The 20094-nt window shown below is 71.2% G+C and carries 22 protein-coding genes; 9 read left to right on the top strand and 13 right to left on the bottom strand.

Features of this window, described 5'->3' with window-relative positions; all coding sequences use genetic code 11:
- Positions 1 to 2: 2 nt before the first annotated feature.
- On the top strand, positions 3 to 1439 hold the full coding sequence (rox, locus tag AB0E90_RS08675) for a rifampin monooxygenase (protein WP_360401518.1): 1437 nt from the start codon (positions 3 to 5) through the stop codon (positions 1437 to 1439).
- On the opposite strand, the gene AB0E90_RS08670 is transcribed toward rox, so the two are convergent.
- From AB0E90_RS08670 to AB0E90_RS08660, 3 genes are read right to left on the bottom strand one after another with little or no spacing between them, the layout of a single operon-like run.
- Positions 1412 to 2209 (bottom strand): hypothetical protein, encoded by a 798-nt coding sequence (locus AB0E90_RS08670; RefSeq protein ID WP_360401515.1) that lies wholly within the window; start codon positions 2207 to 2209, stop codon positions 1412 to 1414. The two genes, rox and AB0E90_RS08670, sit on opposite strands and share 28 nt — an antisense overlap.
- The gene (locus AB0E90_RS08665; protein WP_360401512.1) at positions 2206 to 2730 is read right to left on the bottom strand and encodes a SigE family RNA polymerase sigma factor; all 525 of its coding nucleotides are present in this window, start codon (positions 2728 to 2730) and stop codon (positions 2206 to 2208) included. Before AB0E90_RS08665 ends, AB0E90_RS08670 begins: the two co-directional genes overlap by 4 nt.
- Positions 2731 to 2761: 31 nt before the next feature.
- The gene (locus tag AB0E90_RS08660; protein ID WP_360401509.1) at positions 2762 to 3556 is read right to left on the bottom strand and encodes a PaaX family transcriptional regulator C-terminal domain-containing protein; all 795 of its coding nucleotides are present in this window, start codon (positions 3554 to 3556) and stop codon (positions 2762 to 2764) included.
- A 66-nt stretch (positions 3557 to 3622) separates the two neighbouring features.
- Between AB0E90_RS08660 and AB0E90_RS08655 the strand changes: the two genes are divergently transcribed.
- The 4 genes from AB0E90_RS08655 to AB0E90_RS08640 are packed head-to-tail and all read left to right on the top strand — an operon-like array spanning position 3623 to position 7429.
- Positions 3623 to 4525, top strand: a complete 903-nt coding sequence (locus AB0E90_RS08655) for an SDR family NAD(P)-dependent oxidoreductase (protein WP_360402449.1) — start codon at positions 3623 to 3625, stop codon at positions 4523 to 4525.
- A 1-nt stretch (position 4526) separates the two neighbouring features.
- On the top strand, positions 4527 to 5414 hold the full coding sequence (locus AB0E90_RS08650; protein WP_360401506.1) for an amidohydrolase family protein: 888 nt from the start codon (positions 4527 to 4529) through the stop codon (positions 5412 to 5414).
- Complete coding sequence (locus AB0E90_RS08645) at positions 5411 to 5863, top strand: MaoC family dehydratase (protein ID WP_360401503.1); 453 nt, start codon at positions 5411 to 5413, stop codon at positions 5861 to 5863. Before AB0E90_RS08650 ends, AB0E90_RS08645 begins: the two co-directional genes overlap by 4 nt.
- A gap of 3 nt (positions 5864 to 5866) precedes the next feature.
- Positions 5867 to 7429 (top strand): long-chain fatty acid--CoA ligase, encoded by a 1563-nt coding sequence (locus AB0E90_RS08640; protein WP_360401500.1) that lies wholly within the window; start codon positions 5867 to 5869, stop codon positions 7427 to 7429.
- A gap of 21 nt (positions 7430 to 7450) precedes the next feature.
- On the opposite strand, the gene AB0E90_RS08635 is transcribed toward AB0E90_RS08640, so the two are convergent.
- From AB0E90_RS08635 to AB0E90_RS08625, 3 genes are all read right to left on the bottom strand, one after another.
- Positions 7451 to 8278, bottom strand: a complete 828-nt coding sequence (locus tag AB0E90_RS08635; RefSeq protein ID WP_360401497.1) for a fumarylacetoacetate hydrolase family protein — start codon at positions 8276 to 8278, stop codon at positions 7451 to 7453.
- 16 nt (positions 8279 to 8294) lie between these two features.
- Positions 8295 to 9167, bottom strand: coding sequence for a fumarylacetoacetate hydrolase family protein (locus AB0E90_RS08630; RefSeq protein ID WP_360401494.1), 873 nt, complete (start codon positions 9165 to 9167; stop codon positions 8295 to 8297).
- Positions 9168 to 9248: 81 nt separating this feature from the next.
- Positions 9249 to 10109, bottom strand: a complete 861-nt coding sequence (locus tag AB0E90_RS08625; protein ID WP_360401491.1) for a class I SAM-dependent methyltransferase — start codon at positions 10107 to 10109, stop codon at positions 9249 to 9251.
- Between the two features lie 47 nt (positions 10110 to 10156).
- On the opposite strand from AB0E90_RS08625, the gene AB0E90_RS08620 reads away from it, so the two are divergent.
- Positions 10157 to 10720, top strand: a complete 564-nt coding sequence (locus AB0E90_RS08620; protein ID WP_360401488.1) for a helix-turn-helix transcriptional regulator — start codon at positions 10157 to 10159, stop codon at positions 10718 to 10720.
- A 16-nt stretch (positions 10721 to 10736) separates the two neighbouring features.
- On the opposite strand, the gene pip is transcribed toward AB0E90_RS08620, so the two are convergent.
- From pip to AB0E90_RS08600, 4 genes are read right to left on the bottom strand one after another with little or no spacing between them, the layout of a single operon-like run.
- Positions 10737 to 11684, bottom strand: coding sequence for a prolyl aminopeptidase (gene pip / locus AB0E90_RS08615; protein WP_360401485.1), 948 nt, complete (start codon positions 11682 to 11684; stop codon positions 10737 to 10739).
- Between the two features lie 5 nt (positions 11685 to 11689).
- The gene (locus tag AB0E90_RS08610) at positions 11690 to 13114 is read right to left on the bottom strand and encodes a GGDEF domain-containing protein (protein WP_360401482.1); all 1425 of its coding nucleotides are present in this window, start codon (positions 13112 to 13114) and stop codon (positions 11690 to 11692) included.
- A gap of 30 nt (positions 13115 to 13144) precedes the next feature.
- Positions 13145 to 13705 carry a carboxymuconolactone decarboxylase family protein gene (locus AB0E90_RS08605; protein ID WP_360401479.1) on the bottom strand — a complete coding sequence of 187 codons (561 nt, stop codon included), beginning with the start codon at positions 13703 to 13705 and terminating at the stop codon, positions 13145 to 13147.
- Positions 13702 to 14499 carry an IclR family transcriptional regulator gene (locus AB0E90_RS08600; RefSeq protein WP_360401476.1) on the bottom strand — a complete coding sequence of 266 codons (798 nt, stop codon included), beginning with the start codon at positions 14497 to 14499 and terminating at the stop codon, positions 13702 to 13704. The genes AB0E90_RS08605 and AB0E90_RS08600 overlap by 4 nt, the downstream gene beginning before the upstream one ends.
- A 143-nt stretch (positions 14500 to 14642) precedes the next feature.
- On the opposite strand from AB0E90_RS08600, the gene AB0E90_RS08595 reads away from it, so the two are divergent.
- The 3 genes from AB0E90_RS08595 to AB0E90_RS08585 are packed head-to-tail and all read left to right on the top strand — an operon-like array spanning position 14643 to position 17850.
- Positions 14643 to 15902 carry an amidohydrolase family protein gene (locus tag AB0E90_RS08595; RefSeq protein ID WP_360401473.1) on the top strand — a complete coding sequence of 420 codons (1260 nt, stop codon included), beginning with the start codon at positions 14643 to 14645 and terminating at the stop codon, positions 15900 to 15902.
- Positions 15899 to 16654 carry an alpha/beta hydrolase gene (locus AB0E90_RS08590; RefSeq protein ID WP_360401470.1) on the top strand — a complete coding sequence of 252 codons (756 nt, stop codon included), beginning with the start codon at positions 15899 to 15901 and terminating at the stop codon, positions 16652 to 16654. The genes AB0E90_RS08595 and AB0E90_RS08590 overlap by 4 nt, the downstream gene beginning before the upstream one ends.
- On the top strand, positions 16651 to 17850 hold the full coding sequence (locus AB0E90_RS08585) for a family 1 glycosylhydrolase (protein ID WP_360401467.1): 1200 nt from the start codon (positions 16651 to 16653) through the stop codon (positions 17848 to 17850). The genes AB0E90_RS08590 and AB0E90_RS08585 overlap by 4 nt, the downstream gene beginning before the upstream one ends.
- Before the next feature lie 662 nt (positions 17851 to 18512).
- Here AB0E90_RS08585 and AB0E90_RS08580 read toward each other — a convergent pair.
- The 3 genes from AB0E90_RS08580 to AB0E90_RS08570 are packed head-to-tail and all read right to left on the bottom strand — an operon-like array spanning position 18513 to position 20009.
- On the bottom strand, positions 18513 to 19391 hold the full coding sequence (locus AB0E90_RS08580; RefSeq protein WP_360401464.1) for a hypothetical protein: 879 nt from the start codon (positions 19389 to 19391) through the stop codon (positions 18513 to 18515).
- A gap of 31 nt (positions 19392 to 19422) precedes the next feature.
- Complete coding sequence (locus AB0E90_RS08575) at positions 19423 to 19752, bottom strand: hypothetical protein (RefSeq protein WP_360401461.1); 330 nt, start codon at positions 19750 to 19752, stop codon at positions 19423 to 19425.
- Between the two features lie 38 nt (positions 19753 to 19790).
- Positions 19791 to 20009, bottom strand: coding sequence for a hypothetical protein (locus AB0E90_RS08570; RefSeq protein WP_360401458.1), 219 nt, complete (start codon positions 20007 to 20009; stop codon positions 19791 to 19793).
- Positions 20010 to 20094: the final 85 nt, after the last annotated feature.

The raw sequence follows: 20094 nt of genomic DNA, 5'->3' as shown, positions 1-20094 counted from the left end.
CCGTGCTTGACGTGATCATCGCCGGTGGTGGGCCGACCGGGCTGATGCTCGCCGGGGAGCTGCGGCTGCACGGAGTGCGGACGGTCGTGCTGGAGAAGGCGGCGCGGCCGAGCCCGGTGGTCCGGGCGCTCGGCCTGCACGTGCGCAGCATCGAGGTGCTGGACCAGCGCGGGCTGCTCGAGCGGTTCCTGGCGGTCGGCAAGCGGCACGACAGCGGCTTCGGGTTCGCCGGCATCGTCAAGCCGTGGCCGGCCCGGATGGACACCGCGCACGGCTACATCCTCGGCATTCCGCAGCCGGTCGTGGACCGCCTCCTGGAGGAGCACGCGGCCGGGGCCGGCGCCGAGATCCGCCGGGGCAGCGAACTGGTGGGGCTCGACCAGGACGACTACGGGGTCTCCGCCGAGCTGGCCGACGGCACCCGGCTGCGGGCGCGCTGGCTGGTCGGCTGCGACGGGGGCCGCAGCACCGTACGCAAGCTGCTCGGTGTCGGTTTTCCCGGCGAGCCCAGCCGGGTGGAGACGCTGCTCGGCGAGATGGAGCTGACCGCGGCGCCGGAGGCGGTCGCGGCGGTCGTCGCCGAGGTGCGCAAGACCCAGCTGCGGTTCGGCGTCATCCCGATCGGCGACGGGGTGCACCGCGTGGCCGTGCCCGCCGCCGGGGTGGCCGAGGACCGCGCGGTCGCGCCGACCATCGAGGAGTTCCGGCAGCAACTGGTCGCGGTCGGCGGCACCGACTTCGGCGTGCACTCGCCGCGGTGGCTGTCCCGGTTCGGCGACGCCACCCGGCTGGCCGACACCTATCGGTCCGGCCGGGTGCTGCTGGCCGGCGACGCGGCGCACGTCCACCCGCCCACCGGCGGGCAGGGTCTCAACCTGGGCCTGCAGGACGCGTTCAACCTCGGCTGGAAGCTGGCCGCCGCGGTCGCCGGGTGGGCGCCGGTCGGGCTGCTGGACACCTACCAGGACGAACGGCGGCCGGTGGCGGCCGACGTGCTCGACAACACCCGGGCGATGATGGAGCTGCTGTCGGCCGAGCCGGGGTCGCAGGCGGTGCGGCGGCTGCTGGCGCAGCTGATGGATTTCGAAGACGTCCAGCGGTTCCTGATCGAGAAGGTCACCGCGATCGGCATCCGGTACGACTTCGGCGCCGGCCCCGATCCGGTCGGGCGCCGGCTGCGGGACCTGCCGTTGCCGACCGGCCGCCTGTACGAGGTGATGCACGCCGGACGCGGGCTGCTGCTCGATTCGAGCGGCGGGCTCTCCGCCGACGGGTGGGCCGACCGGGTCGATCACGTCGCCGGCGACTTCGACTTCCCGGCGGCGCTGCTGCGGCCGGACGGGCACGTAGCCTGGATCGGCGACGATCAGGAGGCGCTGCGCGAGCAGTTGGGCCGCTGGTTCGGTGACAGTCAGTCCTTCGCGGCGAAGTTGCCGTAGATGTGGATGCGCTTGCGTTCGACCGACATCGCGTACGCCTCGTAGGTGTCGTCGCCGGCGTTGCGCTCGCCGCCGCCCCACTTCGCGGTGAACTTGTATTCGCCCGCCGTCAGGGTGGCGCCGGCCTTCAGCGTGAACCGGTAGAGGTAGGCGTCGGCCTGCTTGGTGACGGTGGCGGTGACCGTGCCGGCGGTCGACTCGAAGCCCACCGACGTCACGCCGGGTGTCAGCGTCACGCGGACGGTCAGGTCGAGCTCGGTCAGATCGGCGCCGGGCCGCAGGGTCACCACGCTGTTGCCGGAGTCCTCGATCGAGCCGTCCGACCACAGCGTGCCCTTCTCCGCCTGGGTGTCGCCGGGGTGGCCGCGCACCAGGCTCGCCGACGGCGTGGGCGCCTGCGTGGTCGGCTCCTCGGTGCGCGGGCGGCTGGTCACCGGGCGGGTCGCCGGAGCGGTCGCCACCAGGCTCGGGCTGGGCGCGGCCGACGTGGTGACGGCCGGCAGGGGAGCGGCCGGGGTCGGGTCGTGCGAGTCGGCCATCGCCCACTTGGCGACGCCGCCGAGGCCGAGCACGGTCAGCACGGCCAGGCCCGAACCGGCCAGTCGCACCGCCCGGCTCCACGGCTTGGCGGCGGTCTCCGCGGCCCGGTTCGCGGCGATGCGGTTGAGCATCGCGGTGCGATCGGGCCGGCGGCTGTCGAGGACCTGGCGCATCTCGTCGCGAAGGTGGTCGCCATCCAAGAAGGCACCGTCATCGTGGAAGGAGCTCACCGGGCCACCTCCCATCCGTCGAGCTGGTCCGGCAGGCGCAGGTCCTGCAGCAGGTCGGCGAGCTGTTTCGCGCCGCGTGACGTCTGGCTCTTCACGGCGCCGACGGAGATGCCGAGGATCTCGGCCACTTCCTTCTCGGAGAGGTCGAAGGCGTAGCGCAGCACCACGCAGGTGCGCCGCCGGTAGGGGAGACGCTTGAGCGCCGTGCGGACGTCCAGCACCGCGGGCACGTCGGGGCTGCGATCCCGCTCGCCGCCGCCGCCGAGCCCGAGCAACTGCAGGCCGCGCCGGGCGCGGCCCTGCCGGCGGATCCAGTTGCGAGTGAGATTGGCGACGATGCCTCGCGCGTACGCCGCCGGGTCGCCGGCCGCCGACACCCGCTCCCAGTGCTTCCAGACCTCGGTGAGCGCGTCCGCAGCCAGGTCGTCGGCGACCGAGGAGTCGCCGCTCAACAGGTACGCCAGGCCGGAGAGCTCGGCGTGGTGCCGCTCGAAGAACGCGTGGAAGGCCTGGTCGCGCACGGAGCCCAGCCCTCCCTCGTCGGTGACTCGATCAGCCTGACGACGATAGCTTGTCGAGTAGACCGTCGGCGATGGCCTGAGCCGGTTCCCGCAATGCGGCCTCCAGGTCGCGGAAGACTTTCTGCGCGCGGACGGCGGGCCAGTCGGCGGGCAGATGCTCGACGGGCAGCCGCGGGTCGCGCCGGATCGCGTCGAGCCATTCACCGATCAGGGCGAGCCGGGTCGCGAGCGCGTCGCCGTCCTGGTCGGCGCCCTCCCAGCGGTCCAGGAAGTCGACATAACGGGCGGCGAGCTCAGGCAGGTCGTAGGCGTCGGCGATCAGCGCGCCGATGTCGGTCGTGTCGTCCGCGCGGGCCTGGCGGAACACTCGGGCGTGCGCGGCCAGGCCCAGCTCGGACACGATCTGCTGGGCCGGCACGTCACCGGGCGCGATCCACAGGCCGCCCTGCACCGGGCCGAAACCCGACCAGGCCAGCCGCGACCGCAGATCGTGACGCTCGCGCTGCATCGACTCCGGCAGCGAGAAGCTCAGCAGCGTCCAGGTGCCGTCCCAGCGGTCGTTGACGGCGCCGTCCTGCCAGATGCGGGCGCGGCCGTCGCGCAGGATCGCGGTCGAGCGGCCGGTCAGCCCGAAATACATCTTCCGGCCCACCGGGCGCCGCTGCAGCAGGTCGCGGGTGACCGACCGGCTCAGCGTGGAGCGGGTCGCGTGGGCGGAGACGCCGGCGCGGCCGAGCACCTCGATGATGCTGCCGGCGCCGAGGCTCACGCCCTGGTCGAGCGCGTACGTGCCGAAGAGCATCAGCATCAGGGTCTGCGGTTGCATGCCTCAATGTTAGGCACATTCTTGACGGCCGTGAAGGATGCGCCTAACTTCGGAAACGTGGACGACATGAATCTGACTGGCAAAGTTGCCATCGTGACCGGCAGTGCGCGGGGCCTCGGCCTGGCGTATGCCAAAGCTCTCGCCGCGGCCGGCGCCAAGGTCGTGGTGAACGATGTGGACGAGGCGGCGGTGGCCGCCGCGGTCGCGGAAATCGGCGACGCGGCCGTCGGCGTGACCGCGGCGGTCGGTGACAGCGCGAGTGCGGACGCCCTGGTCGCGGCCGCGGTCGACGCGTTCGGGCGGCTCGACGTGCTGGTCACCAACGCCGGCATCCTGCGTGACCGGGTGCTGTGGAAGATGAGCGACGACGACTTCGACGACGTCATCCGGGTGCACCTGCGCGGCACGTTCACCTGCGCTCGGGCCGCCGCCGTGCGGATGCGCGAGCAGGGCGAGGGCGGCCGGATCATCCTGATCTCGTCGCCGGCCGGGCAGCGCGGCAACTTCGGGCAGACCAACTACGCGGCGGCCAAGGCCGGCATCGCGGCGATGGGCCGCACCTGGGCGATGGAGCTGGCCCGCAACGCGATCACGGTCAACACCGTCGTCCCGGTGGCGGCGACCGCGATGACCCGCACGATCCCGGCCTTCGCCCCGGTGATCGACGAGGCCGAGCGCACCGGCGAGCCCTACCCGGCGTGGCTGCGGCACGACGAGGGCCTCGGCACCGTCGACGACGTCACCGGCCTGGTCGTTTTCCTCGCCTCCGACGCGGCCAAGGACATCACCGGCCAGGCCATCGGGGTCGGCGGCGACAAGCTCGCCCTCTGGGCGCATCCTTCGGAGAAGACCATCGCTTTCAGCGAGGGCGGGTGGAGCGCTTCGGCCATCGCCGCGGCCTGGGCGAAGGACTTCGGATCCGACCTCGAGTCGTACGGGATCCCCGCCCCGAAACCACCGGCGGCCTGACATGGACCTCGACTCCCTGGTCGCGATCGACGTGCACACGCACGCCGAGGTGGGCGCGGACGGGCGCAGCTCGCTGAGCCCGGAGCTGATGGCGGCCTCCGAGGCGTACTTCAAGGCGCAGGGCCACCGGCAGCCGACGATCGACGAGATGGCCGAGTACTACCGGTCGCGGTCGATGGCGGCGGTGGTCTTCACGGTCGACGCCGAGCATCTCACCGGGCAGCCGGCGATCCCGAACGAGGAGGTCGCCGCGGGCTGTGCCGCCCACCCGGACGTGCTGATCCCGTTCGCCAGCATCGACCCGCACAAGGGCCGGGCCGGGGTCCGCCAGGCGCGCCGGCTGGTCGCCGACCACGGCGTGCGCGGCTTCAAGTTCCACCCGTCGCTGCAAGGGTTCTCGCCGGACGACCGGATCGCCTACCCGCTGTACGAGGCGATCGAGGAGCTCGGCGTGCCGGCGCTGTTCCACACCGGGCAGACCGGGATCGGGGCGGGCGTGCCGGGTGGCGGCGGGATCCGGTTGCGTTACTCGAACCCGATGCTGATCGACGACGTGGCGGTGGACTTCCCGGAGCTGCGGATCATCCTGGCCCACCCGTCGTTCCCCTGGCAGGACGAGGCGCTGGCGGTGGCGACCCACAAGCCGCACGTCTATATCGATCTCTCCGGCTGGAGTCCTAAATACTTCCCCCCGCAGTTGGTCAGGTACGCCAACACCCTTCTACAAGACAAGGTGCTGTTCGGGTCGGACTATCCGGTCCTGACCCCCGATCGCTGGCTCGCCGACTTCGACAAGCTCGACATCAAGCCCTCGGTTCGTCCCAAGATCCTCAAAGAGAACGCGGCCCGGCTGCTGGGCCTCGCAGCGGACAAGGAGACCCCCGCATGATCACCGTCAACGGCCTCGACGAGCTCAAGGCGCTCGCCGGCAAGGACCTCGGCCACAGCTCCTGGCTGGAGATCACCCAGGAGCGGGTCAACACGTTCGCCGATGCCACCGGCGACCACCAGTGGATCCACGTCGACGTCGAGCGCGCGGCCGCCGGGCCGTTCGGTGGGCCGATCGCCCACGGCTACCTCACGCTGTCGCTGGTCATCCCGCTGTTCGGCGAGATCCTCAAGGTCGAGGGCATCAAGATGGGGGTCAACTACGGCCTGGAGAAGGTGCGTTTCCCGCACCCGGTCCCGGTCGGCTCGAAGATCCGGCTCGGCGTCAAGGTCGTCAGCGTCGAGGACGTGCCCGGCGGCACGCAGAGCACGTTCGACTTCACCGTCGAGATCGACGGCGTCGACAAGCCGGCCTGCGTCGCCCGCCCGGTCTACCGCCAGTACGCCTGAGCCATGCGCAACGCCGGATCGGGCAGTGCCGTCTCGGGCAATGCCATCTCGGGGAACGCCGGGCAGCGGGACGCCGGGCTGGGCAGCTGGACCGCGCGCCGGGCGGCCATCTCGCCCGGCCGCACGGCTCTGGTCTTCGGGGATCGGTCGACGACCTACGCCGAGTTGCACGAGCGGGTTTCCCGGCTCGCCGGCAAGCTGCGGGAATCCGGCGTCGGACGCGGGGACCGGGTCGCCTATCTCGGTCCCAACCATCCTGCGTTCGTGGAGACGATGTTCGCGACGTACGTCATCGGCGGGGTTTTCGTGCCGTTGAACTTCCGCCTCACCGCGCCGGAGATCGACTACCAGTTGCAGAACAGCGGCGCCAAAGTCCTGATATTCGGCCCGGAGTGTTCGGCAACTGTCACTGAGTCGAAGCAGACGGCGGAGCTCCTCCGGGTGGTGCCGCTGTCCGGCTACGAGGAATGGATCGCCGACGGCGACACGCAATTCCAACCGGTGCCGGTGAGCCTCGACGAGCCGGCCTGCATCCTCTACACCTCGGGGACCACCGGCCGGCCCAAGGGCGCCGTGCTCACCCACGGCAACCTCGTCTGGAACTGCTACAACCTGCTGGTCGGCGTCGATGTCGCCGGCGACGAGGTCACGCTGATCAGCGCGCCGCTGTTCCACGTGGCGGCGCTCAACCAGTGCCTGCTGCCGACGATCCTCAAGGGCGGCTGCTCGGTGATCATGCCGTCCTGGGGTGTCGACGAGTGCTTCGATCTGATCGCGCGCCACGGGGTGACCTGGATGTTCGGGGTGACCACGATGTATGCCGGGCTGGCCCAGTCGCCGCGCTGGCCGGCGGCGGACCTGTCCTCGGTGCGCAACCTGATCGTCGGCGGCGCGTCGATCCCGCCCGAGCTCATCCGGATCTATCTGGCCCGGGGGCTGACCTTCTGCCAGGGCTACGGGATGACCGAGACCGCGCCCGGCGCGACGTTCCTGGAAGCGCCGGAGACCGCCTCGCACGTGGGCTCGGCCGGGGTGCCGGTGTTCTTCGCCGACGTGCGGTGCGTCCGGCCCGATCTCACCGACACGGCGCCGGGGGAGCCCGGGGAGGTGCAGGTGCGCGGGCCGAACGTCACGCCCGGCTACTGGGCGAACGATGCGGCCACGGCCCAGTCCTTCAGCGACGACGGCTGGTTCCGCACCGGGGACATCGCGGTGATGGACGACGGCGGGCACTACTACATCGTCGACCGGCTCAAGGACATGTTCGTCTCGGGCGGGGAGAACGTCTATCCGGCCGAGGTGGAGGCGGCGATCTTCGAGCATCCGGCGGTCGTCGAGGCCGCCGTGATCGGGGCGCCGGACGAGAAGTGGGGCGAGGTCGGACGGGCGTTCGTGGTGCTGTCGCCGGATCACTCGCTGACCGTGGACGAGCTGCGCTCGTTCCTCAGCAACCGGCTCGCTCGGTACAAGATACCGAAATATGTGGATGTAGTGGATGGGCTGCCCCGCACCGGATCAGGAAAGGTACGCAAGGCGCCGCTGCGTGACCTGCCCCTGCCCGGGTGAAAGCCCGGGGCAGCCCATCCGCTACCTCGTGAACGTCTGCCGGATCTCGCCGATGCCGTCCACCCGGCTGACGAGGGTCTCGCCGGGTTGGAGGTAGCGGGGCGGATTACGGCGGTTGCCGACCCCGGCCGGCGTGCCGGTGAAGATCAGGTCGCCCGGCAGCAGCGGGCAGACCGCCGAGATCCGCGCGACGAGGTCGTCCACCGGGAAGATCATCTGACTGGTCCGCCCGTGCTGGACGACCTCGTCGCCCAACCGGCACTCGAAGCCGAGGTCGTCGCGGTCGTCGAACTCGTCCGGCGTCACCGTGACCGGCCCGATCGGCCCGAACCCCGGGAACGACTTGCCCAGCGAGAACTGCGCCGGCGTGCCCCGCAGCTGCGAGGCACGCTCGGAGAGGTCCTGGCCCACGGTCAGCCCCGCCACCGCCGTCCAGGCCTGCTCGCGGGGGATGGCGTAACCACCCCGGCCGATCACCGCGACCACCTCGATCTCCCAGTCCGGCTTGCCCGGCGGCAGGGTCACCTCGGTGACCGGCCCGGCGATGCAGGACGGGAACTTCGTGAAGATCAGCGGTTCCTCGGGCGGCTGGAAGCCGGCCTCGGCGGCGTGCGGCCGGTAGTTGAGCGCCACCGCGAACACCTGCCGCGGCTGCGGCACGGGCGGGCCGAGCTCCTCGTCGCTGACCGGTTTGCCGGCGGCCTGGGTGCCCGCCGCCCACGCGGTCAGCTCGTCGAAGCGGGCCAGCGCCGCATTGACGTCCGCCGGAAGGTCACTGTTTTCCGCGACGTCGATGGCGAGCCCGTCCTTCACCAGGACGAGCCGCCCGTCGATCGTTCCGAAGCGCATGCCGTGAACCCGCCCGTCAGTCCGTGTAGAGGGTGCCGACGAACGGCTTGTCGTGCGCGTCGCTCCACGGCACCACGTGGTTGCGCAGCATGCCCACGCCGGCGATCTCCGCCTCCACGACGTCGCCCGGCTTCAGGTAGAAGTCGAACGGGTTCGGCTGCACCGCCGCGACGCCGGAGATGGTGCCGGTGGTGACGATGTCGCCGGCCGAGTAACCCTGCGGCGAGTGGTGCGCGATCAGGTGCGGGATCGACAGGATCATGTTGTCGGTATTGCCCGACTGCCGCACCTGGCCGTTGACCCGCAGCTCCATGTCCAGCTTCTGCGCGTCCGGGATCTCGTCGGCGGTCACGATCCACGGGCCGATCGGGCAGAACGTGTCGATGCCCTTCGAGAACGAGAACACTCCCGACTGCATCTCGCGCCGCTGGATGTCACGCGCGGTGATGTCGTTGAAGACGGTGTAGCCCGCGATGTAGTCGACGGCCTCCTCCGGCCCGAACCACTTGCCCGACTTGCCGATGATCACGGCCAGCTCGAGCTCGTAGTCGAGCTCCTTGGTCAGCCCTTCCGGATAGACGATCGCGTCCTCCGGCCCGATGATCGAGTCCACGTTCTGGAAGAACACGATCCCCTTGTGTACGGGGTGGGACCAGTTGACCTTCTGCAACTCCTCGTGGTGCACCGCGAAGTTGCCGGCCGTGTGGAAGAACTTCTTCGGCACGATCGGCGCCCGCAGCCGCACGCCGTCGAGGGGCAGCCGCTCCCCGGTCTCCGGCACCGAGCTGCCCCGTTCGAAGAACTCCCGCGTGGACCCGCAGTCGAGCTCGACGACGAGGTCGTCCTCGATCCGCCCGACCCGACCCGCGTCGAATGTCACCAGCCGCATGCCAACCCCAACCGTCGCGTGCTTTCGCTCTGTGAAAGCCACTTTCTACAACGGAAATCCTCCGCCGTGGCCATCCCGCTGTCAAGCATTCGCGGGCCGCCGGCCGATCCACACGTCGCGGGTGGCGCGGATGGTGAGGTCGGGACGCTCGGGCAGGGTGGCCACGATCGCGTCGAGCCGGGCCACGTCGTCGCCGGTCAGGTGCTCCTCGATGCGGTGGCGGGTGCGCTCCAGCGTCACCTGGGCGTAGCGGACCGCCTGGTCCGGCAGCGGCGCGCGCAGCTCGATGTCGAAGCGGCGCTCGCCCTCCGGGTCGAAGCCGGCCGCCTTGAGCCGGGCGCCCCAATCCTCGCCCATGTGCATGCCGGCCTCCAGGCGAAGGCGGGCGAGCACGGCGTGGCAGCGCTCCTCCAGGGCGGCGTCGGCGCTGCCGCCGAGGAAGGTCGGGAACGCGTCCAGCTCGGTGATCATGAGGGCGCCGCCGGGCCGGAGGGTCGCGTGGATCTGGGCGAGCGTGCGGGCCGGATCGGCCAGGTGGTGCATCGAGGCGGAGGCCCACACCAGGTCGGCCGGCCCCAGCTCGGGCCAGTCGCCGTCGAGGTCGGCGCGAACCGTGCGGACCCGGTCGCCGAGCCCCTCCGCGGCCGCCCGATGCCGGATCCGCCCGAGCATGTCCTCGTCCATGTCGACTGCCGTCACCTGGGCGCCGGGCAGCGCCCGGGCCAGCGCGAACGTGCCGACGCCGGTGCCCGCCCCGAGGTCGACGATGCGCGGATCGCCGGCCACGAGCGAGCCCGCCCAGCCGATGACCTCGCGGTAGAAGTCGTGCAGAACCACGGCGTCGAGGTCGAGCATCTGAGCCAGGTTGCCGTCCCCGTGCCCGTGCTGATGTCCGTGATCGGGTCCGTGTCCGTGTCCGTGGTGCCCGTGGTCGTGTGCCATGCCCCGACGCTACCGCCGCTTTGCGCCTGCGGCATACAATCTTGCGTATGACGCAAGACGGTGAGCTGGACGCGCTGGTTCGGCAACGGATCCGGGGCCTGCGGGTCGCGCGCGGGTGGTCGCTGGACGAGCTGGCCGCGCGCAGCTACCTGAGCCCCTCGACGCTGAGCCGCATCGAGACCGGCCACCGCCGCATCGCGCTGGACCAGTTGGCGCCGCTCGCCCGCGCGCTCGGCACGAGCCTGGACCAGCTGGTCGAGTCCGGCCGCGACGAGGACGTGGTGATCCGCCCGCATCACGACGACGCCCGCGGCATGACGACGTGGCTGCTGACCCGCGACGGCGCCGTGGCCGGCATGACCGCGGCGAAACTGCTGGTGGACCGCCCGGTCCCGGCCGACCTGCGGGTGCACCCGGGTCGCGACTGGTTCGTGGTGCTCTCCGGCACGATCGTGTTGCGGCTGGCCGAGCGCACCATCGTGGTCCGGGCCGGCGAGGCGGCCGAGTTCTCGACGATGGTCCCGCACGCGTTCGGCTCGACCGGCGGCCCGGCCGAGATCCTGTGCATCCTCGACCACGAGGGCGAGCGCTCCCACCTGGGCCCGAGCTGATCGCCGGGCCCGACCCTCAGTCCAGCAGGTCGGCGAAGCGGTTCGTCGCCGCGATGAGCCGCTCCGTGATGCCCGGTTCGAGCGACGAGTGGCCGGCCGCCGGGACCATCTGGAAGTCGGCCTCGGGCCAGCGAGTGGCCAGGTCGTAGGCGGTGATCGGCGGGCAGCACTGGTCGTACCGGCCCTGGATGATCACGCCGGGCAGGTGGCGGATGCGGTCGACGCCGTCCAGCAGCTGGGTCTCGGAGGTGAAGAAGCCGCCGTTGACCAGGTAGTGGGCGAGGATCTGGGCGGCCGGCAGCACGGTCTCGTCCGCGGTCAGTGTGTCGATCAGCGCCCGATCGGGGGTCAGCGTCGACCCGATCGCCTCCCAGCGCATCCAGGCGTCGGCGCAGAGCCGGGCCTCGGCCGGGTCCGCGCCCACCAGGCGGCGGTGATAGGCGGCCAGCATGTCGTCGCGTTCGTCGACCGGGATCGGGGCGATGAACCGCTGCCACTCCTCGGGCTGCAACCGGTCGAGCCCGCGCTGGATGCCCCACTCCCGCTCGGCCGCCCGCACCAGATAGATGCCGCGCAGGATCAGCCCGGTCACGACGGCCGGGTGGGACTGGGCGTAGGCGAGGGCCAGCGTGGAGCCCCACGACCCGCCGAAGACCAGCCAGCGATCGACCGACAGCCGGGTGCGGATCTTCTCGATGTCGGCGACCAGATCGCCGGTGGTGTTGTGGCTCAGCGAGCCCAGCGGCGTGCTCTGCCCGCAGCCGCGCTGGTCGAACAGGATGATCCGGTAGCGCTGCGGGTCGAAGAACTGACGGGCGGTCGGCGTCAGTCCACCGCCGGGGCCGCCGTGCAGGAAGACGACCGGGACCCCGTCGGGACGGCCGGCCTCCTCGATGTGCAGGACGTGTCCGTCGCCGACGTCGAGGCGATGGGTGGCATACGGCGAGATCGGTGGATAAAGCACGCCGCCTAGGCTACGGCGAGGCTCAGAGCGCCGATCGTCTTCGACTTCTTGGCCTCGTACATCGCCATGTCTGCCCTGGTCAGGATGTCGTCGGTGGTGTCGCCGGGCCGGGCGTGGGCGACCCCGACGCTGACGCCGATGCGGACCTCGGCGCCGGCGGCCACGAGGGTGCGGGCGGCCAGCGAGCGGATCCGGTCGGCGATCACGTCGACGGCGTCGTCGCCGCGGGTGATGATCACGAACTCGTCGCCGCCGAACCGGCTCACCAGGTCGCCCTCACGCAGGTCGGCGCGCAGGTGGTCGGCCACGGCGATGAGCAGGTCGTCGCTGGCGGCGTGCCCGAGGCGGTCGTTGACCGGCTTGAAGCCGTCCAAATCGCAGAAGAGGACGGCCAGGCCGGCCGGGTCGGTCTCGAGCGCGCCGGTCAGCATGTCGACGCAGGCCGCGCGGTTGGGCAGGCCGGTCAGCGGGTCCGAGTTGGCCATCCGGTGCAGGGCCTGCTCAGCGTGGCGGCGGGCGTCGGCCAGCCGGGCGATGCGCACCATGACGAGGGGGATCAGGGCGGCGGACGAGATGGCGATCAGCACCCCGTCGGTGGGCAGGCCGAAGATGACCCGGCCGCCGCCGACGAGGGGGCTCAGCGCCAGCACGGTTCCGAGGTAGGCGAGCCGCCCGGCGCTCAGGTCGTCCACCGGCGCCTCGCCGGGCCTGGTCACCGACGCCACCGACGGGTGCAGGGCGGCGGCGCCGAGGAAGCTGTACGCGGCCAGGTAGACGGCGTTGGTCCAGTCCGCGCGGGCGCCGGTGGCCGGGTCGACGGCCAGGGCGCCGGCCACGTTGGCGATCACGGAGAGCCCGACCGCGACGGTCAGCAGGCGCACGGCGGCGCCACCGGCCGAGGCGATCGAGATGCGCACCAGCGCGCCCAGCGTGCCCGCCATGACGAGCACGTTGACGAAGACCGCGACCTCGCGCCCGGTGGTGGCGCCCTGGTGGGACAGGGCGGGCAGGAGCAGCGCGTCCCAGAGGATGCCGGTGAGGGCGACGGCGGTGATGACCGAGTCGATGATGCCGCCGATGTCGCGCCGCCCGCGCTGCACGACGACGACCAGGGCGGCGCCGAGAACCATGACACTGCCGGTGGTGAGGAAGTACTCGGCGACGCTGCCGTCGCCGGTGCTGCGGCCGTCGACGAGCACCAGGTAGAGCCACATGATGTCGCCGGTGTTGTAGAGCACCATCGCGGTGAGCAGCAGCCACCAGGCCAGCCGCCATCCGGCGGGCGCGCGGCGCAGGGCCACCACCACGGCCGGCACGACGCCCAGGGTCACCAGCACGAAGAGCCCCGAACGGTTCTGGTGTGCCGGCAACAGGGCGTACAGGGCCACGACGAGAGCCATCACGGCGGCGTACACGCGGAGCAGGGGCACGGCCGGTCCATCGGCGGCGCCGGCCGGGACTTAAGGAGCCTGCACCCGGAACACCCGCAGTTGCAGGGCCAGCGTCGCGTAGTAGCCGACCAGCGTGGTCAGCTCGAACAGCACCGGCAGGCCGAGGCCGTCCGACGCCGCGGCGTACTCGTCGTCGGTCAGGTCGTTCCGAACGGCCAGAGCCGAGACAACACGAAGAACCAGCTGCTCGTACGGGTCGGAGAAGGCCGTCTCGTCGCCGGTGCGCAGTGCGTCGATCTCCGCGGGGGTCATTCCGGCGGAGCGGGCGACGGCTTCATGGGCGTACGTCTCGAAGTCGCTCTCCCACGCCCGGGCCACCGTGAGAACGGCGATCTCGCGGCACCGGGTCCCGAGCTCCGACTCGTACCGGATCGCGCTGCCCAGCCCCTGCAGCGCCGACCCGACCGACGGCTGGAGCAGCATCGCGTTGAACGGCCCCTCGAGGCCGCCGTCCGCGTTGACCAGCGCGAACGGTCCACTGGCCCGGGGCCCGCCGGCGATCGTCCCGAACAACGACTGCTGGGCGGGGGAGAGTTCGGCGGGCGTCAGCCGCTTGAGCGGGCGCGTCATCCGGCGTACCCCAGAAGGAGCGAGATGTCGTGGCAGGCCGCGGCGACCAGTGGTTTGAGCTCGCGCACGATGCGCTGGCTGGACCAGTCCCGGGACTGGACGGCGAGGTTCGCCCCGGCGACGACGGCGCCGCCCGGGCCGTAGACCGGGGCGGCGACGGAGCGCAGCCCGTACGCCAGCTCCTCGTCCTGCATCGCCCATTCGTCGTTGCGGATCTTGGTGAGTTCGTCGCGCAGCTCGTCGAGGGAGACCTTGGCGTTCGGGCCGTGGTTGGCCGCGAAGGAGGAGTCGGACACCCGATCGGCCAGCTCCGCGGCGGAAAGGAAGGCCAGCAGCAGCTTGCCGATGGACGTGTGCACCGCCGGCAGCGTCGACCCGACCTGGATGTTCGCGGTTACCAGGTCGGAGTTGCGCAGCCGCACCAGATAGAGCACCCGGTCGCCGGTGAGGACCGCGAGGTTGACCGTCTCGCCGGTCGCGGCCGCGAGCTGCTGCAGCCGCGGGGTGGCCGCCGACACCAGGTCGAGGCTGCGCAGCGCCGCGCCGCCGAGGGCGAGCACCCGTACGGCCGGCCGGTAGTCGCCGTTGGGCAGATGATCGAGGTAGCCCTCGGCGGTCAGGGTCATCACCACCCGGTAGACCGTGGGCAGTGGCATGCCGACCGCGGGCGCGATGTCGCTGACCCGCCAGGTCGGTCGCTGCTCGGTGAACAGCGACAGGATGCGCAGGCCTTTCGCCAGGGCCTCGACCCGGTATTCGGGCTTGGCGCCGGAAGACTTAGCGGAGACGGTCACACGTGGAAGCTACTTTCGGAGAGCGAGAAATACAAGTTCCCTGAAAGTCACGCTGTGAGCATTGACACCCGGGGTGGTGAGCGGAAACACTCGGGAAACACCGGTGGAAAGCCACTCTCACAGAGTGAAAGTAGAGGCTAGCGATGGCGCGTACGGTCTTCACCAAGGGTCTCGTCTTCGACGGCAGCGGCAGCGCCCCCGCGCCCGGCGAGGTCGTCGTCGAGGGCGACCGGGTCGTCGAGGTGCGCGCCGGCTGGCGTGACGAGCACGGCGACGACCAGGTCTTCGACGCCACCGGCTGCACGGTGATGCCGGGCATGGTGGAGTCGCACAGCCATCTCACCTTCCCGTCGGCCGTCGGGCATATCGACCCTTCGTTCAACCCTCCGCTGGACGTTTCGTTCTTCCACCACATCGAAGGTCTGCCGAGCGAGCTCGCACGGGCCGAGCGCAACGCCGCGATCGTCCTCGACGCCGGCTTCACCTCGGCCTACTCGGCCGGGTCGCTGCTGCCGATGCCGGTCGAGGTCATCCTCCGCGACAAGATCAAGGCCGGTGCGGTGCCGGGCCCGCGCATGCGCGCGGCGAGCATGGAGCGCGACAACCACCCGGTGCGCCCGGACGGCCACACCGAGCCGGACTGGCAGGGCCCCGAGGCGGTCGCCCGATGGGTGCGCGAGCAGGCGGCGCAGGGCTACGACAGCGTGAAGTTCCTGCTCAGCAACGACGACGTGTTCATCCCGGGCGGCTCGCAGATCACCCAGTACACGCTCGAGGAAGCGATGGCGGCCGGCGCGCAGGCTCGCGAGTCGGGCGTCTGGCTCAACTGCCACGCCCAGTCGGCCGAGTCCGTCAAGATCGCCGTCAAGGCCGGTTTCCGCAGCATCTACCACTGCACCTACGCCGACGAGGAAGCCCTCGACCTGCTCGAATCGGTCAAGGACACGGTGTTCGTCTCGCCCGCCCCCGGCATCATCTACGCGAACGTGTACGAGGGCGAGGAGTTCGGCATCACCCGCGAGGTCGCCGAGAAGATGGGCTCGGTCGACGCGCTCGAGGGCATGCGGGCGGTCTACCCGGAGATCCGCCGGCGGGGGATCCGCGCGCTGCCCGGCGGCGACTACGGCTTCCCGAACAACCCGATCGGCCGCAACGCCCGCGACCTGGAGCTGTTCGTCACCGAGCTGGGTTACAGCCCGATCGAGGCGCTGACCGCCGTCACCAAGCACGGCGGCGAGCTGCTCGACCTCGGCGACATCGGCATGCTGAAGCCGGGCTGGGTCGCCGACGTCCTGGTGGTCCAGGGCAACCCGGCCGAGGACGTCCGCATCCTCCAGGACCAGGACAACCTGCGGGTCATCATGCAGGCCGGAAAGTTCCACAAGGCCCCGGCCGTCGCGTGAAGATCCACCAAGGGCTGAATCAAAACACGCTTGACCTGTACGTTCCGGACGGCGCCACCACCCTCTGCGTCTACCTGCACGGTGGTGGCTGGCGGCTCGGCGACCGCTCGCAGGGGCCCGGCGCGGCCAAGGAGTGGTTCTTCGAGACGGTCGCCGGCCTGGGGATCGCGATCGCCGGTGTCAGCTACCGCAAGAGCTTCGAGGCCGTCTATCCGGCTCAGTCCGAGGACGTCGCGGCGGCGCTCCGATTTCTGGCGGGCACACGCACGGCGTACCAAATAGGCGGTGATCGGACCGTGACCTGGGGTGTCTCCGCAGGTGGGCACCTGGCCGCTCTGGCCGCCCTGGACCCTTCGCTGAATGTCGACGCGGCCGTCTGCTGGTACCCGCCGACCGATTTCGACGCCCTCGCCAAGGACATCGAGGAGGCCGGCGGCACCGGCGACCGCAGCGCCGACTCCCGCGAGGGCCAGCTGATCGGCGCCGCCATCGACGAGCGCCCCGACCTGGCCGCCGCGGCTTCGCCGGTCCAGCACGTGCACGCCGGCCCGCCACCGTTCCTGTTCCTGCACGGCACCGCCGACCTGGCCGTCCCGCCGCGCCAGAGCGAACGCCTGGCCGCTGCTCTGCAAGCCGCCGGCGGCGAGGCGACCGTCGAGCTGATCCCCGGCGCCACCCACATGTTCCCGGAATTGGATGACGAGGCCACCATGACCCTGATCCGGCGATCCGTCGCCTTCCTCCGCGGATGAGGCCCGGCTTCCTCTGGGGCGTGGCAGCCGCCGGCCACCAGATCGAGGGCGACAACACCGGCAGCGACACCTGGTTCGCCGAGCACGTCTCGCCGACCGTCTTCCGCGAGCCGTCCGGCCGGGCCTGCAACGGCTACGAGCTGTGGCGCGACGACGTCGACCTGGCGGCCGGCCTGGGCCTGAACGCCTACCGCTTCTCGGTCGAGTGGGCCCGGGTCGAGCCGTCCGAGGGCAAGTTCGACGACGACGCGCTGGCCCACTACGCGGCGGTCGCCGACCGCTGCCTCGAGCACGGCATGGCGCCGATCGTCACGTTCAACCACTTCACCTCGCCGCACTGGTTCGCCGAGCGGGCCGGCTGGCTCGACCCGGCCGCGCCGGAGCTGTTCGCCCGCTACTGCGACCGGGTGATGGCCGCCTTCGGCGACCGGATCGCGATGGCGCTCACGCTCAACGAGCCCAATCTCCCGCGCCTGCTGACCTGGATGCCCATTCCCGATTTCGTACGGGACCTGGAGCGCGCCACCCTCGAAGCCGCGAGCAAGGCCGGCGGCGTGCCCCGCTACCGCCTGTCCAACGTCCTGCTCCCGGCGGAGATGGACGCGATGGCCGACGGAATGACGGCCGGCCACCGGGCGGCCCGCGCCGCCATCAAGGCCCGCCGCCCGGAGCTGCCGGTCGGCTTCTCCCTCGCCCTGGTCGACGACCAGGTCGCCGGCGACGACCCGACGGTCCGCGACCGCAAGCGCGCCGAGGTCTACGGCCGCTGGCTGACCCTGGCCGCCGAGGACGACTTCATCGGCGTGCAGAACTACGAGCGCCTCTACTACGACGCGACCGGCCCGGTCGGCGACACCGGCCTCTATTCCGGCGTCGACCCACGCTCGCTGGCCGAGACCGTCCGCTACGCACACGCCGCCACCGGCGTCCCGGTCCTGGTCACCGAGCACGGCATGGCCACCGACGACGACACCAGGCGAGTCCCGTTCATCACCGACTCGCTGGCCGGCCTGCGCACCGTCGTCGACGAGGGCTTGCCGGTGCTCGGCTACCTGCACTGGACCCTGATGGACAACTTCGAGTGGATCTTCGGCTACGAGACCAGGCTCGGCCTGCACACGGTCGACCGGGAAACCTTCGCCCGCACCCCGAAACCGAGCGCCGCTGCCTACGCCGCCATCGTCCGCGCCGGCTGATTGCGGCCGGATTCTGACCCCCGGCACCCAGGAGATCCAGGTGGTGGTCGCCGACGCCCGAGCAGGCCCGCAAGCACCTGCTGGCGGCCGGCGTCGAGGGGAGCGACATCGACACCCAGCCACGGGAAACTTCGTCCACTTCCACGACCCCGACGGCAACCGGTGGTCCCTGCAGGCGGTCGACTACCGCCCCAACGGCTGATCTCTGCCCTCACCCGACCATCAGCACCGCGGTGCAAGATGGGCACGTGCCGCCGAAAATGGTGTTCGCCGAGGTCCGCCGGTAGTCGGGAGGGCGTTGGGGCCGGGCCCGCCCGTAGCGGGCGCGCGGAGGGTGAGTTGCACCTGCCGGGACCGGCTGGCACGGGAGTGGGGCAGCGCGTACGCGAAAAGAGAGCATGGGCGAAACGCGCGACGCCGCGGCAGACCCCTCAGCCCCAGGGACCTGTCGGCGGCGGTGGGCCACGGTGATCAAGCCAGATCGTTTCCGCACGGGCCACGGCAACCTCACCGGACCGGCCGCACCACGCGGTCGGCGGGCCTCGGGGTAGGAGAGGCCGCTTTCCTGCAAGTAGGGCCTTCGTGTTGCCCGGGAGAGGCCGCTTTTCTTGAAATCGGGCCTTCGTGAGCCTCCGGATGACGCGTGGCCGATGCGAACGGGTCTAGCCGTTGTTGAGTTCGGTGACGAGGGCGCGCAGCCACGGCTGGGCGAGCGCCGGCTCGTTGCCGATGGCGCGGGCCAGCGCTCGCCGCCCGGCGCGGTCGCGGCCACGGGCGACCAGGGCCGCCGCCTCGGCCAGGGCCGGCCCGGTGCGTTCGTCGCGGTTCGGGCCGGGCGTTTCGGCCACCCAGTGCTCGGGCCGGAACGAGCGGGTCAGTTTCGGCTGGTATTCGCCGAGGTACGCCCACACGGACGGCTCCAGCGAAACGTTGACCACGGCCTTGGCCGGCAGTTGCCGGGTCCACGGCGTGTGCTGCTGCCAGCGGTAGGTGTGCGGGCTGGTCTCGCGCCGCACGGTGACGCCGACGAAGCGCAGCTTGCGCCGGATCGCCGGCCAGGTTTCGCGCTCCTGCTCGACCCAGTCGCGGATCAGGGCGAACAGTTCGGTGAAGGTGCCGCCCTCGTAGACCACATCGACGAAGGTGACCGGCCGATCCCGCCGCGCGAGCGCATGGGGCGTCAGCCCGACCGCGGCCATGATGCGCCGGGCCTCGGACACTTCGGCGCCGGTGAGCGGGCGCCGCCGCCAGCGCCGGCCGGAACCGGCGCCGCCCCGCTGGAAGGAAAACGGCAGCCGCAGCAGTCGCCGCCGGTCCGGGTGGCCGCCGAGCGCCCCGCCGAGAAGGTCGAACATCGAGTCGAGCGAGCGGCCGACGAAGACGAGATCCCCGTTGCCGCTGCGGGCGAGCACCTTGCCGGCACACTCGACCAGGTCGTCGACGAACCACAGGTCGGGCGGGGCGGCGCCGTCGAGCAGGCTGCCCAACTGGCTGGGCGTGACCAGGTCCCAGCGAAACGGCGCGGTGTCCTCGGCTGTCACCCGGCCATGGTGCCAGCGACGGCCGCGACGGTCACCGGAATAACTCACCGCCCGACGGCGCGGCGCCGCTCAGGACGGTCTGGCTCGGAGGCTCCGGGTATTCCAGTGGTTCGCCACTCGGTTCCGCGTGCGTCGGAGCCTTCGTTTCCTGGCGGCGCGCCCGGACCGCGAGCCGCAGGGCCGGCCACAGGCGGAGTTTGCGGGAGCTGTCGCAGGCGGCCAAGAGTTTGGCCAGGGCCTCCCGCTCCTCCGGCGGAACCGCCACGATGATGATGATCACCGGTAGGGCGGCGGCGACGATTTCGGTGAGGATCAGCAGCGCCAGTACGCCCATGGCGACGATCGCGAGGTAGCTGGTCATGAGGAGTCCCTCCGGTCGTGTCGAGTTCGGACGGCTGCTCAGCGCGCCGACGTGAAAGCCGCGAGCACCAGCATCGCGAGGGCCAGGACGGCGGCGAACGCGACGACGGCCGCGGCCGTGGCCGCCCGGATCAGGCCGGACATCGGCGCCATCGCTCGTTTGAGGAAACGTAGGATGATCAGCAGGCAGACTGCCGCGAGAACCAGGTAGGTGGCCGGCTGATGCGTCCACGCCGCGCCGGGGTTGAGGAAGGACATGGCTGACCTCCGGGGGTGTCAGCGCGGGATCGCCGCGCATATGCACCGATGAGGGCCATGACCACAGTGTCCAAGATCCACGATC

Source organism: Actinoplanes sp. NPDC026619 (assembly GCF_040638295.1).
GTDB lineage: Bacteria > Actinomycetota > Actinomycetes > Mycobacteriales > Micromonosporaceae > Actinoplanes.
The sequence above is the reverse complement of the archived record's forward strand: the minus strand, read 5'-3'. Positions and strand labels throughout refer to the sequence as shown.